Here is a 16,743-nt window from a genome sequence, read left to right on the forward strand (position 1 = left end):
GGCTCTGTGCTGGGCATAAGGGACGGTTCTCCTGTCGTGCCCTCTCAGGCTAACCCCGCAGAACGGGATGTCTCACCCAAGGCTGACAGAGAGGGCAACGTCCGGTTGAGCTTCTTCGGTTAGTGAGTCGCATCAGTGGCACTGTGGAGGGGAAGCCCGGCCGCGCCAACTGAGTAGTGCGCTGTTCGGGGGGCACCGCCTGGCGTCGGCTGTAGGACTGGACCGAGGCTGGGCGTCTGACCCCGTCTGCACGAGTCGCTGCCGGCTGAGGAACGAGCGACGAGTCTGGTGGCCATGGACGATGCGGCGATAGACGGCTCCCATGTCAGGGCTTTCAAAGGGGGCTCACACACTGGCCCTTCGCCGGTCTATCGAGGCAGGCCAGGCAGCAAGCACCATGTGATCGTCGACCGGCACGGCATCCGGCTCGCCGTGTCACTCACCAGCGCGAACCGGCACGACGTCGCCCAACCCCATGCCTCTACTGGTCGTGATACCCCGCATCCACGGATTGCGGAGCCGGCCGAAACGCCTGTTCGCCGACACAAGGTATGGCTACCTATGACAAGTACCAGCTGCTGATCCGCAAGCTCGGGATCACCCCGAAGATCGCCAGCCGTGGCGCCCCGTACGTCTCCGGCCTGGGTGGGATTCGGTGGATGGTAGAGCGGACCTTCGCCTGGCTCCACCAGTCGAAACGCGTCCGCCTTCGGTACCGGGCGATCCATCGGAAGGGTATGCCTCCTTCCCTCAGACCGATCCACAAGGCCTGAGCATTGGTCGTCGAGCCCTGCACCCGGCCCGCCCGGCTTACTCAGCTTCGCCATGACGCCCGGGACGGCCAGATCCCGCGAGATACGTGGTGGCCGGAACCGGCCACTGGCCGTCTTCGAGCCCTACTCGTGATGCGCCTTGTTGACCAGACTGCTGGACGGGAGCGAGGGGGAGGGGAGGCATGCATGGCGGCTCGGCGGAGACGAGGTGCGGCTGCACGGAGGCGGAGGGCGGCCCGGCTCAAGCGAGTGACCGTGGGCGGGGCCGCTGCGATCATCCTCCTGATGGTGTTCTGGTCTGCGGTCTGGCCCTATCTCGTTGGCGCGTTAGTGCTGGGCGGCGCGGGTGTGGCCGCCTGGTGGCTCTGGCGCACGGACCGGGAGGTTCGCGAACGGGACCACCTGTGGCGGCAGGCTGGCAGGGTCGAGAACGGGCTACGGACACTCGCCGAGATGGACGCGATGACGGGTACGGAGTTCGAGGAGCAGGTCGCGGCCCTGTGCCGGAGGGACGGGTGCACCGACGTACGTCGCGTCGGCGGCGCGAATGACAACGGCGCTGACGTCGTCGGCCGTCTCCCAGACGGCCGGACCATGGTGATCCAGTGCAAGCGCTACGCGCCGACCAGGACGATCGCGAGCCGCGAAATGCGTGACCTTCTGGGGGCCAAGGTGCACTTCGGGGCCAATCTGGCCGTGTTCGTGACGACCACGCGGTTCAGCCGGCCTTCCGAAGGGTTCGCGATACAGCACGGCATCCTCGCCGTACACCGTGACCACCTCGGACTGTGGAACAGCGGAGCCTCTCTGCTGTCGCTCGGCGAGGTGAACGGTGGCGGACAGGGGGACACTGGGCACCGGACGCGCTGGAGGAAGGCGTACGGAGAGTGAGCGCCCCCCGCCGGGGGCCAGGGCGCGGGGCCGGAGACTCACCCCCGCTGCTCATTGGTGTCGTACAGCCTCCAGGCTGGCCAACGAGCGGCTTCGACTTCGCCGTCACCACTGCCCAGCAGGTTCCGGCGGTGCAGCATGAGCCGCAGGTGGCGTGCCGCGTCGGTGCCCTCTTCCACTCCTCGGTCGAGCAGTACGGCCTTGGGGGCGGTGCTGTCGAAGCCGCGCACCAGAGCGTCCGCCGGATGCCCGTGAACGTTCTCGCCCAGCGTGACGGTGGCTCCCGGCTGGCGGGAGAGGACCTGGTACAGGCGTTTGAGTAGCACGTCTTCGCCGCCGTCACGCGAGTGCGCGCCGTCGCGCTCCGCAGCCTCCAGCAGCGCGGCGGCCACGCCTCCCCGCTTCCGCCAGCGCTCCTTGTCCCCCACCACGATGAGGTGACTGCGTGCCCGGGTGACGGCGACGTTCCAGAGGTTCAGTTGTCCGCCGACCCACTCGACGGCACCGGGGTGCATGCCTTCGCCAGCGACGAGGGAGAACACCATGACATCGCGTTCACCGCCCTGGAAGGTGTGCACCGTACCGATACGCAGACGCTCCTCGTCGTATGGTCTCAACCGCTTCCGCAGCGCTTCGGCCTGCGCCGTGAAGGGCGTGACGACGCCGAGGGTGGTCTCGGGCGGCAGCTGTCCCAGCAGGTAGTTGACGCTGTCGTGCGCTTTTCCAATCTCGTCCTCGTTGACCCAGGAGCCACCGAACCGGGGGCGGGCGGCCCGCCCGGGTACGTCTGTCCAGATGACGGCGGGACGCGCCAGGGCTGGGCGGCCGCGGGTGTCGGTGAGGACGGTCAGTCCGCCGTCGTAGAAGAGGTCGTTGGAGATCGCGGCGATGTGCGGGTGGCAGCGGAAATGCTCGTCGAGAAGCAACGTGCCGCCCGCGGAGCGTTCGGCGGCGTGGAAGGCGGAGTGGCGTCGGTAGGCAAGGCGGTGTTTCTCCAGCCAGTCGGACCGCAGCCCGTTCCCACGCCGGATGAGAGCCTCGCGGTGTGGGCTGGTCTTCGTGATGTGCGTGAGCTGCATGGGATCGCCGATGACGAGGGCGCGCCGCGCGCGGAAGAGCAGCGGCAGGACGTGCGGGATCGCGCACTGGCTGGCCTCGTCGATGATGACGAGATCGAACAGGGCCGGGCCCAAAGGGAAACGCCGGGCGGAGAGGCTGGTGACGGCCCATCCGGCCACTGCGGGCGTATCTGTCTGGCCGTCTGAGTGGCCTAGAACCCTCCGCATCTGCGGCCAGTCGCTGCGACTGCCGTCCTGAGCGGCCAGCAGATCGAGAATGCGACGGCGTCCGGCCCAGGCGGCAGCTTGGACCGTGGTGGCGAGGAGTGTGCGTGAAGCGTCCTGAACCCTGTTCTCGGCATCGCGCAGTGCGCGCGCGAGCGCTGTGTCGTCCACGGAAGCCGCGTGCTCGCGCCCATCATGCCATTCTGCCTCGGCCGCGGCGAAGCCGGCGAGCGCGAGGCAGCCCGCGACGGAATCGCTGTCGTACGCTTCCAGACCGGCCCCGCGCAGGAAACGGCCCCGGCGCCACGACCCGAAGAATCGTGCGCGGGAGAGTCTGCGCGCCTTGTCCTCCAGCTCCCTAGGCCGGGGCAGATCGCCAAGCAGGCCCTGGAGCTCGGCGGCGGAGATACCGAGCTGTCCCGCATGATGGTCGCGGCTCTCACCTGCCCGGCGAAGCTGCAGCTCGGTCTCCGCGATGTGTGCCAGGCCCTGCCGTACTTCTCCCAGACGGTCGGCAGCCAGTGTGGCCTCCATGGACGCCGTACCCACGGTGGACGAGGGCTCTGGGCCGGTGCGCAGTGCGTGCAGCGCGGCGGTCTCGTGCTCGGCGTTGCTCTTGGCGTTCTTCCGCGCCGAACCAGTGCGTACGACGCTGCCGGGCACCAGCTCGTCGCAGCGGCGCCAGACCTCGTCCACGGCCTCGTTGTTGGTGGACGCGACCAGTACGGTCTGGCCGGCGGAGACCGCGGTGGCCACGAGATTGGCGACCAACTGGCTCTTTCCGGTGCCGGGCGGGCCGGTGGCCACGGTGAGGCGGCGGGTCATGGCGGACCGGAGCACCGCGGCCTGTGCCTCGTTGCACGGCAGCGGTGTCACGAGGCGCGCCGGTTTGAGTTCCGCGTGGGCGAGGGCTCGGGCACGCTGCGAGGCGTCGGGCGCGAGGGCCCCGAGGGCGGTCTTCCCGATCTGGTCCGTCCGCTTGGCGATGTCGGCGAAGTCGTTTAGCAGGCGCTTGGTGAAGCCCGTCTCTTGGCGCGCCGCGAAGAGGACCGCGGTGTTGCGGGCTCCGTGGCCGGGCGTGCGGACGTCGATACGGTCGGCGAGCTGGTCCGGACGGAGTTCCTGCACGCACGGCAGCTCGAACTCCTGCGTGAGGAGGTTGCGCACCTCTACCGCCATACGGTCGTGCTGCCCTCGATGCCAGGACGGCTGGAACGTGTCGATCAGCTGGGTGGCCTCGTCCTCGCCCAGCCAGTCGAGAGCCAGCTGAGGATGCGGCTGGACCGGGCCGTACGGCTTCAGCCGCACCTCGCCCTCGCCTTGGACGATCTCGACACGGCGTACCAGCAGGGGCGCGAACTTCGGCTGCCGCCAGGGGCGCCCGGAGCGAGGCCCGGTGAGGACCACGGCCGGGTAGCCCGCCCAGAGCTCGGCATCCTCCTCGGCCGCCGAGTCCACCAGCGAGGCCGCTTCCTCGGGGAGCGCGACGCAACCGTCGTCGTCGACCTCGCCGGAGATGAACCTCTCCGCGCCGTTCAGGCACACGTACGACGTGTTCTGGTGGCCCACCTCCATCAGAGGCGTCTCGGCGCTCTCGGCCAGCACGCACTCGCGGTAGTAGTCCAGCAGGCCGGCCCAGGCGGGCTGCGCATGGGCGGACTTCGGGGCATGCGGTTGTGTCGGCTCCTCAGAGCCGGGGCGGGGTCGTGGACTCAGGGGATCGAGGATGGGGGCGCGGCCGAACGGACTGTCCGCGATGACGATGCGGTCGTCGACGCCGAGCGTGGACTGCACCGGCACCTGACGGCCGCCGTCCTGGGCGCGCATACGCCGGTTGACGTAGTGGAACAGGTCGCTGACCTGCACTTCCCTGCCGCCGTCCTTGCTGACCTTCCCCGTGCGCAGCGCCTCGATCACCTCGCCGGTGAACGCCGACGGCTTCACGTCATCGCCGCTGCCCGCGTCCGCGAACGAGTCCTCCCCGGCCCGCGAGGACGACAGGACGTACACGCCCCTGCTGGTCAGCGGGGGCTGCTCGCCGGATTTCGCCACGGAGCTGTCAGGCCGTCGGTCCGAAGTACGCAGACCCATGGCGAACCCGCCGCTGCGACAGCAGTCGATCATCACGATCTTCTGCGGGGCGACGCACTCTTCCAGCGAATCATTGAGGAATCCGGCGCTGACACCGGTCGCGGCCGCTCTGTCGTAGTCGGTGTCCTTGGCGACGAAATGGAACTCACCGCCGTCACGCACTGTCCGCACGCCGTGCCCGGAGACGTACACGAGCGCGAGCTCGTCCTCGTCGCGATCCTGAAGAAACTCGCCGATGGCTGCCCGCATGTCGTCGGCGGTGAGACCGGATTCGGTCTGGACGGAGACGAAGTTGCCGATGTTGCGGTGTTTCAGGACCTGAGCGAGTCCCCATACGTCGGCTCGTACGGATGCCAGCGGCGGGAAGCGGCCGTCGTCGTAGTGCTCGTTGCCGATCAGAAGAGCCCGGCGCTTGTGAAGGCGGGTCATGCCGTCCCGTCATCCGGTCCGGGGCCGTCGTTGCCGGAGACCCCGTCCCGGAACTCGCGGACCATGCGTTCCTGTGCGGCGTCCGGGCGTCCGGTGATCTCGACGGAGTCGCCCGCGATGGTGACCACGACCTTGCGGTGCCGCTCCTTGGCGCACCACTCCTTGATCAGGGTGATCAGGACCTGGGATGCCGGGCGGGCGACAGCGGCAGTGGTAGCGGCCCAGAGAGCCACCTCGCCCACGCCCGTACCCTTGCGACCCGGTTCGGTGGACCCTTCGGCGTCATGGAAGCCGACTACGAGACCGTCTGCCCCGTGCAGTGTGTCGTGCAAATCCCGGGTGAGACGCTCCTGCCGGAGTGTGTCACCGCCTGTGGGCACGACGAGTGTCCACAGCGATCCCCCGTCCCGCATGTGCTGCTCCTTGCGCCGTTTCCGTGCTGAACTGGCCCGTCCAGAGACTTTGGCACGAGGGCGCCTGCAAGTGACAGTCCGAGGTAAAGGAGAGGGTGGCATCCGGCCATCTCAGCCTTCTTACGGCCCAGGCATATCGACGGCGGCTCTCGGTCGGCCGGGACAGTCACACTGAACCTGCCGCGGGTTACGCCGTGCGCTTTGGTTACAAGAACGTTCCCGGCTATCTGGACAACACAATGTTCACGCGACTCGTGGAGACCGGTCAGATCGGAACCACGGGTACGAGCACGGACCTGGTCCGCCAACAGGTCATCCGGAGTTTTCGTGGGCAGCGCAGTTTGGTGCTTGCTGTGCTGCGGGGCGATGAGCCGCCCCAGGCACAGCGCAATGCACAACGACGGGAAGGCCGCTGAGCGAGAACCCGCGAGAGGCGATCGGCTTGAGGGATAGAGTCCTGATGGCCGACTCGCCGCCGGCTGCTGTCAGCTCACGGGCCGACGGGGGCGTCGCCGCGGCGGCCGGTGGATCAGTGGGTGGGTGAGGGGCCCGTCGAGGCGCGGGGGATCAGGCGGGAGCCGATCTCCACGAAGGGGGAACCGATGTCAACTCCGGTACCACGGCGGCCTGTTGTTTTTGCGATCGTCTCGATCAGGAGGTCCCCCGCATGCGTGGCGATCTCCTCGGGGTCGATCCTGATCATGGTCAGGCTGGGGGGGATACGGAGGCGAGCGGCGTGTCGTCCATGCCGATGACGCTGACGTCGCGCGGCACGCTCACGCCGAGGTTGGCCATCTGGTGCAGCATGCTGAGGGCGACCAGGTCGTTGTGGGCGATCACGGCCAACGCGTCATGGGCGGCGACGAGGGTCGCAGCGTGCACGCCTGTCTCGAACCGCGTTTCGTACGGGCCGAGTTCGGACAAAGAGAGGTCGAGCGCCTCGATGGACTCCTGGATAGACTTGCCGCGGATCAGCTCGGCGCGGGACGCGTTGATGAAGACGCGGCGCCGATGGCCGTACGCCTTCAAGTGCTCGGCGGCCTGCGCGTTGCCGGCGGACAGTGAGATCCGGACTTCGGGGATGCCCGGCACATGACGGTTCACCACGACCAGCGGCATCTGGTCCGCGAGTTCATGGAGCCGGTTCTCGGTGAGGGTGGAGGCCCAGAGGATCAGGCCGTCGACCCGCTTCGACACGGCCGCGATGGTGGCCAGCTCATCCGCCTCGCGCTCGTCGCTGTCGGAGACCAGGACCGTGTAGCCCAGGCGTCGTGCGCGGGCCTGCATCGCCTTGATGGTCGGCGGGAAGAACGGGTTGGCGATGTCCGGGACGATCAGACGAAGCGTTCCGGTGCCGCCGCCGCGCAGTGAACGGGTCGCCGGGTTGGGGCAGTAGCCGAGCTCGGCCGCGGCGTCGAGGATGCGCTGCCGGGTCATCGGCTGCACCTGGTCGGGTGCGGTGAACGCGCGGGAGACCGTCGAAACCGAGAGACCCGCGGCGCTCGCCATCTCCCGGGATCGTGACTGCCAGGGACGGCCTCCTCGTCGCCTTGAGCCGGGGGACCCCGGTCGTCTCGCATCTGGATCCTGCGAATGCGGTTGATGTTTGCGAACGTTCCCATGATGTGTCAAGACGTGTGTCAGGACTATTTCATCGAGGAAAACCTGCTGGATGCGCGGGTCTTGCGCTTCAACTCGACTGCTGCTGATGATGTGTTCTCAAGAACGTACTGAAGTTGCGGGAACGTTTTCATAGAGGAGTGGAATGAAGATCACCGGCCTGGAGGTGCTGACTCTTCCCGACCACGGCGGCAGCATGATGCTGGTCGTGGTCGACATCGACGAAGGCATCCACGGCCCTGGGCGAGGTCGGCATCAGGTCCCGCCGACGGGCGGTCGCGGGCGCTCTCGAGCGCCTTGCGGAGCTGATCGTCGGCGAGGACCCGCGACGGATCGAGCACCTCTGGCAGGTGATGTTCCGGCGCGGGTTCTTCCCCGCCGACCGCATACTCGGCGCTGCCATCGCAGCGGTGGACGTGGCCCTTTGGGGCATCCGCGGCAAGGCGCTCGGCGTGCCGGTGCATGAGCTCCTCGGCGGCCGGGTGCGTGATCACGTACCCGCCTATGTGCATGTCGGCGACGGTTACCACGACCGGAGTCGACATCGACCGGCAGGCGGCGCGCCGGCATCAGGTCGCGGCGGCAGAGCGCACGCACTTGCGCACGGCGGACGGGGCGTTCACCAACTGGTAGCCGGGCAGGGCCGGTCGGCCGCGCGGGCCCGCTCCCGCGGAATCGGCAGCGCACCACCCTTGTCCCATCCGGTACCGGACGGGGAGCGGGCCTCTTCCGGCTACTGGCGAGGAAGCTGCACACCAGGACAACGGGACATTCGCATCACCGTTCTGGCGGGCCCGTGGCCCGCGTCCGCACATTGAGCACCAATTTTCGACTCCAGGAAGTGAGGCGAGTTCCGTCGTGTTGTTCAGAAGGGCCGCGAGGCCGGTAGAACTGGGTCTTGTCGGTATAGCGTTCATGGGCGTGCTGGTAGGCGCGTCGGCGACGCCGGCCGGCAGCCAGGAACGCGAGAATCTGCGGGTGACGGCCGTGTCGTCGCGGCCCGGCACGGTGTCGGGAGACGACGCCCTGATACGTGTCGAGGTGCCCGCCTCCATAGCGGCCGACAATGTCCGGGTCGAGGTGGAAGGCCGGGATGTGACCTCGAGCTTCCGGCCCTCCGGCGACAACGCGCTGATGGGCGTGGTGAAGGAGCTGTCCAAGGGCGACAACAGGCTCACGGCCAGGGCTCAGGGCGCGGGCTCCGGACAACTGACCCTGAAGAACCATCCCATCACGGGGCCGGTGTTCGCCGGGCCGCACGAGCAGCCGTTCGTCTGTGACACCGCCGAGTTCAAGACCGTCACCGGCGGCACCCTCGGGCAGCCGATCGACGAGGACTGCTCGGTCAGGACCCGCGTCGATTACATGTATCGCACCACGGCCGGCAAGTTCGTTCCGTTGCCCGACGAGAACGTCCGTCCCGCTGACCTGGCGACCGCCACGACGAGCGCGGGCGAGCAGGTGCCGTACATCGTCCGCGTAGAGACCGGCACCATCAACCGCGGCATCTACGAGACGGCCGTGCTGCACGACCCGATGTCCGGCACTCCCGACCCGCTGCAGCGTGGGCCGGGCTGGAACGGGCGCCTCGTGTACGGCTTCGGCGGGGGCTGTAACGGCGGCTGGTACGTCCAGGGCCGCAACACCGTCGGCATCATGAACGACACGTATCTGAGCAAGGGCTACGGCGTCGCATCGTCCACGCTGAACGTCTTCGGCAACAACTGCAACGACCTGCTGGCCGCCGAGACCATGAGCATGGTCAAGGAACGCTTCGTGGAGACGTACGGCGACCCGGCCTTCACCATCGGGAACGGCTGCTCCGGCGGCTCGTACCAGACCCACCAGATCGCCGACAACTACCCGGGTCTGCTGGACGGCATCCTCTCCGGCTGCAGCTTCCCCGACGTCGGCTTCGGGACGATTCAGACGCTCAGCGACGCCCAGCTCCTGAACCACTACTTCAAGGACGTCGCGCCGGAAGCTTTCACCAAGGAGCAGCAGAGGGCGGTCTCCGGGTTCGGGAAGTGGGAGAGCATCGGCAGCCTGGCCAGGGCCGCCGGCCGCATCGACCCCACGGTGTTCTGCCCGCCCCAGCTGCCCGAGGGACAGCGCTATGACCCCGACACCAACCCGGACGGTGCCCGCTGTGACGTCTACAGCCACACCGTGAACGTCTACGGCGAGGTACCGGGGACGGGGAAGGCGCGCAGGCCACTCGACAACACCGGTATCCAGTACGGACTTGAGGCCCTGAACAAGGGGACCATCGACATGGACCAGTTCATCGACCTGAACCGGCGCATCGGCGGCCTCGACGACGACGCCAAGCCCACCACGGAGCGCACCGTCGCCGATCTCAAGGCGGTACGGACGGCCTACCGCACGGGCCGCATGCTGAACGGCGGTGCCGGCCTCGCCGACGTTCCGATCATCGACTACCGCGACTACACGGACGACGCGTCGGCCGGCGACATGCACATGCGCTTCCACTCCTTCTCCACCCGGGCGCGCTTGGACAAGGCCAACGGCACCCACGCCAACCAGGTCATGCTCACCCGTTCCAACGGGCACGGATTCACTCTCGCCGGGATGCTGTCCGACATGGACCAGTGGCTCACCGGCATCAAGGGAGACTCCGGCAACGACGCCCCCATCGAGAAGATCGTCCGCCACAAGCCGCAGGGTCTCACGGACGCCTGCTGGACCCGCGGCATCGGTGCGAAGAAGATCGCGGAGCCCCAGGTCGAGGGCATCGACAACACCGAGTGCAACACCCTCTACCCGGTGTGGACATCGCCGCGGATGGTCGCCGGAGCCGATGTGGCCAACGACATCGTCAAGTGCCGCAAGCGTCCCGTGATCCGCTCCGACTACCGAGTGCCGGTGACTGATGGTCAGCTCAAGGAACTGAGGGTGATCTTCCGGAACGGTGTCTGCGACTGGTCCAGGCCCGGGGCGGGTCAGCAGGGCCTCGCCGGTACATGGCTCTCCTTCGACCGGAAGTGACAGGAGCGCGGCAAGTGAGCCGGAGCCGGGGGCAGTGCGACCTCTCGCTCGGGTGCGAGTGGTGGTGGAGCTCCCGCGTCGGCCCAGGTCGGCACCGGTTTCCGGGCCGCTGAAGCGTCGTCCCCCTCTCTTCCCCTCATTGCCGCCGGGGGGAGGGAGGGATGTCGCCTTTGAGGTTGGGCAGTGCGGATGCTTCGTCTCCATCCGGCTGGTGACTGGACTGCCGGATCGCGGCAGTCGCATGGGCCCAAGCGCCCGAGCGTGTTTCTCGGGCATCTCTTCGACAGCGCATCGCGCTGATATTTCGCTCTCGGTACGCTGCCGGTTGCCTCAATGGAGGTTGGCGGACACGAACGTTGACCATACGGACCGTCAGGTGCGGCTGAGCTTCCTCGGCTGACCGAGACGCTCCCGAGAACGTGCCGTCAATTCTCCGTACCATGCGTGCGCGAATGGACAGAAAATTGCATGGCACGGACCCACATGTGATCGCGGAGGAGGCTGTGCTGCCGGGATCTCGTGTCCAGGTGTGGGCCGCGGCGCCAGGGCGGCCCGCCTCCAGGACGCTACGCGGCGCGGGCTCACCGGGCGACAGGTGCCGTGCGATGCGTATCCCGAAGCTTGGTCCAGGTCGGGGCGACCTTCGCGAGGTCGCCCATGTCGGCAAGTATCCGAGCACCCGGAATGCCCGTCTCGTCGGGATGCGGGCGTGGTTGGTACCACAGGACCCGCATGCCCGCGGACGCCGCGGCCTCGACTCCCACCCGGCTGTCCTCGACCACCAGCACGTCCGCCGGATCGATCGATACCGACTCGGCGGCCATCGCGTACAGGCGTGGGTCGGGCTTCCACAGCTTCAGTTCGTAGGCCGAGAAATGCGTGTCGCTGAAGTAGCCGTCGAGCCCGGTCATGTGCAGTCGATCGCGGATCATCTGCAGCGGCGAGTTCGACACCACGTAGGTGGGCAGCGTGATCGCGCGTAGCGCCGATTCGACGCCGGGCACGGCACGCAGCCGCCCGGCGATCAGCTCCTCGCATCGGGTGCGGACGATACCGACCGGATCCGGTGGCATGGGCATCGTCGCGTAGCGGGCCAGGTGGTCGACGCTCTCCTGGACGCGACGTCCGGTGAACAGCAGCTCGGCGTCGGCCGGCGTGATGGGAGCCCCGATGAGGCGGGCCAGGTGGAGCAGGGCGTCGTTCTCGGCGCCCTGACTGTCGACCAGGACTCCGTCGAGGTCGAAGAAGACGACTTTCGGAGTCATCGGGCCACCGCGTCCATCCGTGCCTGACGCGCGGTGAACTCGCCGTACTTGACGGTTAGTTCACGTGCGAGCGGTAGGGCATCCTCGACCATCATCTCCGGGTATTCGTAGCCGAGCAGGCGCTGCATGGTGGACATGTTCTCCTTGGTGAAGACGATCCTGCCACCCGGGTGGATGGCATCGATGCCGTCGATGCGCTGGCATTCCTCGTTGACGGCCATGGCCGCCTGCTCGGTCAGTCCGGGCGGCAGGTCGAGCCGGATGCCGGTCGCGGACACGGCGACGGGATAGCCCCCTACGCGGCCATGCGGGGCCGGGGCATGGAGGCGGCGTTCTTCGGGGGATGTGAGCGCCCGGATGACTTGCAGGGCCGACGCCGAGGTCAGTTGCTGGCCTCTCGTTCCGCCCTGCCGCTTCAGCGGCCCCGTCAGATGGGCGAACATGCGCTCCGGTCGTGGTCGGAGGGTGTCGCCGGTGGCCGAGTCGGATACCTCGAGCACGAACGGAACGCCGTCGGCCTCACCGAATCGGTGTACATGGTGGCTGAAATAGTGATGGGCCACCACGCGCATCGTCAGGCTCGCTGGATCGCGGTCCAGGTCGAGAGCGGCTGCGTAGGTGAGTGCGGGGACGATGTTGCCGACGTTGCCGATGCCGATGTGTGGTGCCATGCCGATGGACGCCAGGGCGGGGCCGACCGCGTCTGGGTAGGCGGTGTTGACGGCGATGGCGGTGGAGCCGGCTCGGCGCAGTGCGAGCATCAGACGGTGGTTCAAGGCCAAGTGCATGGGCAGCCACGGGCCGAGCTGGGCCTCGTCGAGTTCGCGGAACGTTTTGTCCGGCAGCGCGAGGATCTCTCGGGCCGCTTGCAGGGAGGCGGCGTTGACGACGATGTCGGGCTGGATCCGGGCGATGGTCTCTGCGGTGCGGTCCACGTCCTTGAGATCGATCTCCGCGCTGCCCACCGAGGTGAGGCAGCCCAGATTCGCGGCCGTGTACTGCGCCAGGTTGGCGAATCGCAGAGCGCGTTCTCCGGAACGGGCGGAGATGACGACCTTGTAGGGGGAGCCGTGTTCGCTGACCAGCATGTGCAGGAGGCGTTGGCCCAGATCACCTGGGCCGATGATCAGTACTCGCGTCGTTCCTGCGTCGTGGTTCATCGTCAAGGAATCCTCCGGATGATTGCCAAAGGCGTCACGGAAAAGGGCTGCCGAGAATTCATTTCATGGGTGTGGAAACGAGCGAATGAATTTGCTTCCCGGATGCCTGTGTAAAGGCTCCATTTAGCGGCGGTTCTGTCGCTTCAGTAAGGCAGGTTCGCTGACTGTGGAGCTCGTATGAGGATCGGCGCGGCGCTCAGCATAGCCGTAGCGGGGCCGTTGTGTGTCCCGTTCATGGAGGCCGACATTTACTGCCTTCGTGCGGCCCATGTCAATGCCGAATTATCAACGCGACGTCTTGCGGGAATCGGCTTCTTCCCTGTATCGGTGCCTTGACCTCCGGTCGTGGGTGTGCAAAAGTTCGGGCCGTCCAGGCACCGGGGGGAATCGCGATGGACCGATCGATGACGGCTGTCTCCGGCTATCTGCTGGAAGAGGTCGGAGCCATCTGCGGTGGATGGCCCGCGGATGCGGGTCCCGGCGACGCCGCCCGGATCGCGCACGAGGTCAACGCTCTGTTCGGCCTGCGGCTCACCCCGTTAGAAGTGAGCGGCGTGCGCTCCGTCCCGAAACTGTGTGCCCTGATCCAAGGCGCCTTGACGGGCCCGGTGGCCGACGTGCCGCACGGCGATGCCGACCGCGCCCCGCTGTCGTCGGCGCAACAACGGATCTGGTTCATGCAGCAGTTCGCGGGCGACCGCGTGCTCTATAACGTGCCGGTCCGGCTGGAGCTCACCGGTCCACTTGATGAGGCCGCTCTGCGGGCCGCGCTGGCGGACGTGTGGGCGACGCACGAGATCCTGCGCACCGTCTACCCCGTCGAGTCCGGCATTCCGCTGGCAGAGGTCCGCACACCGTCCGCGTTACCGCCGATTCCCGTGGTCGATCTGGCCCGGGCCACGGACCCGGACGCCGCGCTCGAGCGCCTCGCCGTGCACCAGGCGGCCCTCCCTTTCCACCTGCACCGCGATCCGCCCGTCCGCCTGGTGATGGCGCGTCGCGGCGCCGGCCGTCTCACGCTGATCGGAACGTTTCACCACATCGCCGTCGACTGGATCACGGTGAACATCCTCGTGTGCGATCTCGGGGCGCGATATGCGGTACACGTGCGGGGCGCGGCCGAGCCCGTCGTACCACCGGAGTGCGCGTACACCGACGTGGCGCAGTGGGAGTCCTCTCCGGCGAGGTCGGCGGCGGTCGACCGCGCTGTCGCCGACAGGAGCGCGGTCCTTGAGAAGGTCCTGTCCCTCGCGCTGCCCACGGATCTACCCCGTCCGCGTTCTGCGCGTTTCGCCGGCGCCGCGGTGCACGGGAGCTTGGACGCAGCCGGTGTCGCCGCGGTGCGGCGGCTGGCCCGGCAGGGCCGGGTGACACCGTTCGCCGTGCTGATGGCAGCCTTCGTGACGGTGCTCGGCCGGGCGAGCGGGCAGCAGGAGATCGTCGTCGGCACGCCGGCCTCGGGTCGCGTCCGCGCCGAGTGGCACGACATCGTCGGCTGCTTCGTGAACGTGGTCCCGGTCGTCGTCCGCCTCAACGGCTCCTCCTCGGGTGCCGAACTCGTCGCGCACGTCAGCGAGGCGGCCTGGCAGGCGCTGGACGCGCAGGACGTGCCCTTCGACCGTCTCGCCCGGACACGGGGCCGCCGAGCCGCCCCGCTGGTGAACGTCCTCTTCTCCTATCAGCCGAACCCACCGCTGGTGCCGTTCCCGGGGCTGGCCGACGCCGCACCGGCCGCCTCCAGTCCGCCGGGAACGGCCAAGTACGACCTCAGCCTGTACGTCATCGGCCGCGGCGCCGACCTGCGGCTCGAGCTCGAGTACGACACCGACGTCTACGCGTCCCGGACCGCCGCAGCGGTGCTGAGCGCGTACGAGGACACGCTGCGGTCGCTCGTCCAGGATCCGGACGCTGCGGTCGACCTGTCGGCGTCGAGCGGTTTCGAAACCGCCGCGCGGTGCACGCGCGAGCGTTCCGCCGGCCTCGATCGGGAGGTGTCATGACCGTGCCAGCAGAGTCGGAGTGGAGAGGCTGTCTGCACGACCTGTTCGCGCGTCAGGCGCAGGCGCGCCCGGACGCCGTCGCCGTGACGCATGACGGGCGGCACGTCACCTATCGCGAGCTCGACCGGCGAGGCAATGCCCTGGCCCATCGCCTGCGCGAGGAGGGCGTCGGACCCGACGTGCCTGTCGCTGTGCGCGTGCGCCGCTCACCGGAGGCGATCATCGCCATGCTGGGCGTACTCAAGGCCGGAGGCGCCTACGTTCCGCTCGACCCCGCCCACCCCGCCGACCGACTGGCCTTCGTCTGCGCCGACTCCGGCGCGCGGCTGCTCGTCACCGACGAGCCCGAACGGACGTCGGGAACGCTGCCCGTCCTCGACATCGCGGCCGTCGGAGCAGGCCGGGACACGCCGGTGCCCGACACGGGGGTGGGGCCCGGCCAGCTCGCGTACGTGATCTACACCAGTGGTTCGACCGGAGTGCCGAAGGGCGTCCTGATCGAGCATGCCAACGTCACGGCCCTGCTCGGCCGCACCACGGACCGGTTCGGCTTCAGGGCCGACGACGTGTGGACGCTGTTTGCCTCCCTCGCCTTCGACGTGTCGGTGTGGGAGATGTGGGGCGCGCTGCTGCACGGCGCCCGGCTCGTGATCGTCGACGAGGAGCGCCGCCGATCGCCGCAGGCGCTGCACGAGCTGCTGCGTCACGAGAACGTCACTGTCCTGAACCTCACGCCGGCGGCGTTTCGTCAGCTGTCGCGGTACGAGGAGGACACTGACGCGGCTGCGCTGCCGGCCCTGCGCTGGGTCGTCTTCGCCGGCGAATCGTTGACGCCGACCATGCTGCGGCCGTGGTTGCGGCGCCACGGCGACGAGCAGCCCGCACTGGTGAACATGTACGGGATCACCGAGACCACGGTCCACTCCACCTGGCGGCGGATGACCACAGCGGACCTCGCAGAACCCGATGTGAGCCTGATCGGCGTGCCGTTGGCCGGGTGGACGGCCTGCGTCCTCGACGAGGACGGCCGGCCCGTGGCCGCGGGCACACCGGGGGAACTGTACGTCGGCGGGGCCGGTGTGGCCCGCGGGTACGCCGGACGACCCGACCTCACCGACGCCCGATTCGTGCCCGATCCCTCAGGGTCCGGCGACCGGCTCTACCGCTCCGGCGACGGCTGCCTGGTACGCCCGGACGGTGAACTGCAGTATCTGGGCCGCCTGGACCATCAAGTGAAGCTCCGGGGATACCGCATCGAGCTCGGCGAAATCGATGCCGCACTCTGCGGGCACGCCGCCGTCAAGGAGGCGGTCGTTGTTCTTGACCAGCGGGACGAAGCCGAGGCGCGGCTGATCGCGTACGTGGCGACTACGGACGCGGTCGCGGTTGCGGCGGACGAGCTGCGTGCCCACCTGGCCCGCATCCTTCCCGAGTACATGCTGCCGGGCGTGTTCGTCACGCTCGATCGGCTGCCGCTGACCGTCAACGGCAAGGTGGACCGGGCGGCGCTACCGGCACCCGGCTCGCAGCGCCCGGCGCTGTCCTCGCCGATGGTGCAGCCGCGCAGCCCGGTCCAGCAGCAACTGGCGGAGGTCTGGGCCGAAGTGCTCGGCGTGGCCGAGGTCGGCCTTGACGACGACTTCTTCGACCTCGGCGGCCACTCCATGCTTGCCGTCCGGGCGATCGGGCTGGCCCAGGAACGGCACGGGCTCACCATCTCGCTGCGTTCGCTCTTCGACGCCCCGACCGTTGGCCTGCTCGCCGAACAACTCGGCGGGCGACCGGCTTGACCCGACCCCTCCGCCCGCA

General features: G+C 68.3%; 12 protein-coding genes and 1 pseudogene. 7 read left to right on the plus strand and 6 right to left on the minus strand.

The window, feature by feature from the left end; genetic code table 11:
• Positions 1–294 precede the first annotated feature (294 nt).
• Together ACZ68L_RS26845 and ACZ68L_RS26850 are read left to right on the plus strand one after the other, a co-directional pair.
• Positions 295–582, plus strand: coding sequence for a transposase (locus ACZ68L_RS26845; protein ID WP_469581274.1), 288 nt, complete (start codon positions 295–297; stop codon positions 580–582).
• A 476-nt stretch (positions 583–1,058) separates the two neighbouring features.
• On the plus strand, positions 1,059–1,664 hold the full coding sequence (locus ACZ68L_RS26850) for a restriction endonuclease (protein ID WP_469581277.1): 606 nt from the start codon (positions 1,059–1,061) through the stop codon (positions 1,662–1,664).
• A gap of 38 nt (positions 1,665–1,702) precedes the next feature.
• Here the strand turns inward: ACZ68L_RS26850 and ACZ68L_RS26855 are convergent, their stop codons facing one another.
• From ACZ68L_RS26855 to ACZ68L_RS26870, 4 genes are all read right to left on the minus strand, one after another.
• A complete protein-coding gene (locus tag ACZ68L_RS26855) occupies positions 1,703–5,467 on the minus strand; it encodes a caspase, EACC1-associated type (RefSeq protein WP_469581280.1) in 3,765 nt (1,254 codons plus the stop codon).
• Positions 5,464–5,880 carry a hypothetical protein gene (locus tag ACZ68L_RS26860; RefSeq protein WP_469581283.1) on the minus strand — a complete coding sequence of 139 codons (417 nt, stop codon included), beginning with the start codon at positions 5,878–5,880 and terminating at the stop codon, positions 5,464–5,466. The genes ACZ68L_RS26855 and ACZ68L_RS26860 overlap by 4 nt, the downstream gene beginning before the upstream one ends.
• 529 nt (positions 5,881–6,409) lie before the next feature.
• Complete coding sequence (locus tag ACZ68L_RS26865; protein ID WP_469581286.1) at positions 6,410–6,583, minus strand: hypothetical protein; 174 nt, start codon at positions 6,581–6,583, stop codon at positions 6,410–6,412.
• A gap of 2 nt (positions 6,584–6,585) precedes the next feature.
• Complete coding sequence (locus tag ACZ68L_RS26870; RefSeq protein ID WP_469581289.1) at positions 6,586–7,389, minus strand: LacI family DNA-binding transcriptional regulator; 804 nt, start codon at positions 7,387–7,389, stop codon at positions 6,586–6,588.
• 350 nt (positions 7,390–7,739) lie between these two features.
• On the opposite strand from ACZ68L_RS26870, the pseudogene ACZ68L_RS26875 reads away from it, so the two are divergent.
• The 3 genes and pseudogenes from ACZ68L_RS26875 to ACZ68L_RS26885 all read left to right on the plus strand — a co-directional run.
• A pseudogene (locus tag ACZ68L_RS26875) lies at positions 7,740–7,964 on the plus strand (galactonate dehydratase); the annotation flags it as partial.
• 46 nt (positions 7,965–8,010) lie between these two features.
• Positions 8,011–8,133, plus strand: coding sequence for a hypothetical protein (locus tag ACZ68L_RS26880; protein ID WP_469581292.1), 123 nt, complete (start codon positions 8,011–8,013; stop codon positions 8,131–8,133).
• A gap of 282 nt (positions 8,134–8,415) precedes the next feature.
• The gene (locus tag ACZ68L_RS26885; RefSeq protein WP_469581294.1) at positions 8,416–10,509 is read left to right on the plus strand and encodes a DUF6351 family protein; all 2,094 of its coding nucleotides are present in this window, start codon (positions 8,416–8,418) and stop codon (positions 10,507–10,509) included.
• 581 nt (positions 10,510–11,090) lie between these two features.
• Here ACZ68L_RS26885 and ACZ68L_RS26890 read toward each other — a convergent pair.
• Together ACZ68L_RS26890 and ACZ68L_RS26895 are read right to left on the minus strand one after the other, a co-directional pair.
• A complete protein-coding gene (locus tag ACZ68L_RS26890) occupies positions 11,091–11,774 on the minus strand; it encodes an HAD family hydrolase (RefSeq protein WP_469581297.1) in 684 nt (227 codons plus the stop codon).
• Positions 11,771–12,934 (minus strand): hypothetical protein, encoded by a 1,164-nt coding sequence (locus ACZ68L_RS26895; protein ID WP_469581300.1) that lies wholly within the window; start codon positions 12,932–12,934, stop codon positions 11,771–11,773. The genes ACZ68L_RS26890 and ACZ68L_RS26895 overlap by 4 nt, the downstream gene beginning before the upstream one ends.
• Positions 12,935–13,338: 404 nt before the next feature.
• On the opposite strand from ACZ68L_RS26895, the gene ACZ68L_RS26900 reads away from it, so the two are divergent.
• Together ACZ68L_RS26900 and ACZ68L_RS26905 are read left to right on the plus strand one after the other, a co-directional pair.
• Complete coding sequence (locus ACZ68L_RS26900; protein WP_469581305.1) at positions 13,339–14,934, plus strand: condensation domain-containing protein; 1,596 nt, start codon at positions 13,339–13,341, stop codon at positions 14,932–14,934.
• On the plus strand, positions 14,931–16,724 hold the full coding sequence (locus ACZ68L_RS26905) for an amino acid adenylation domain-containing protein (RefSeq protein WP_469581308.1): 1,794 nt from the start codon (positions 14,931–14,933) through the stop codon (positions 16,722–16,724). Before ACZ68L_RS26900 ends, ACZ68L_RS26905 begins: the two co-directional genes overlap by 4 nt.
• Positions 16,725–16,743 lie beyond the last annotated feature (19 nt).

It is taken from the genome of Streptomyces sp. NPDC104309 (assembly GCF_055584025.1).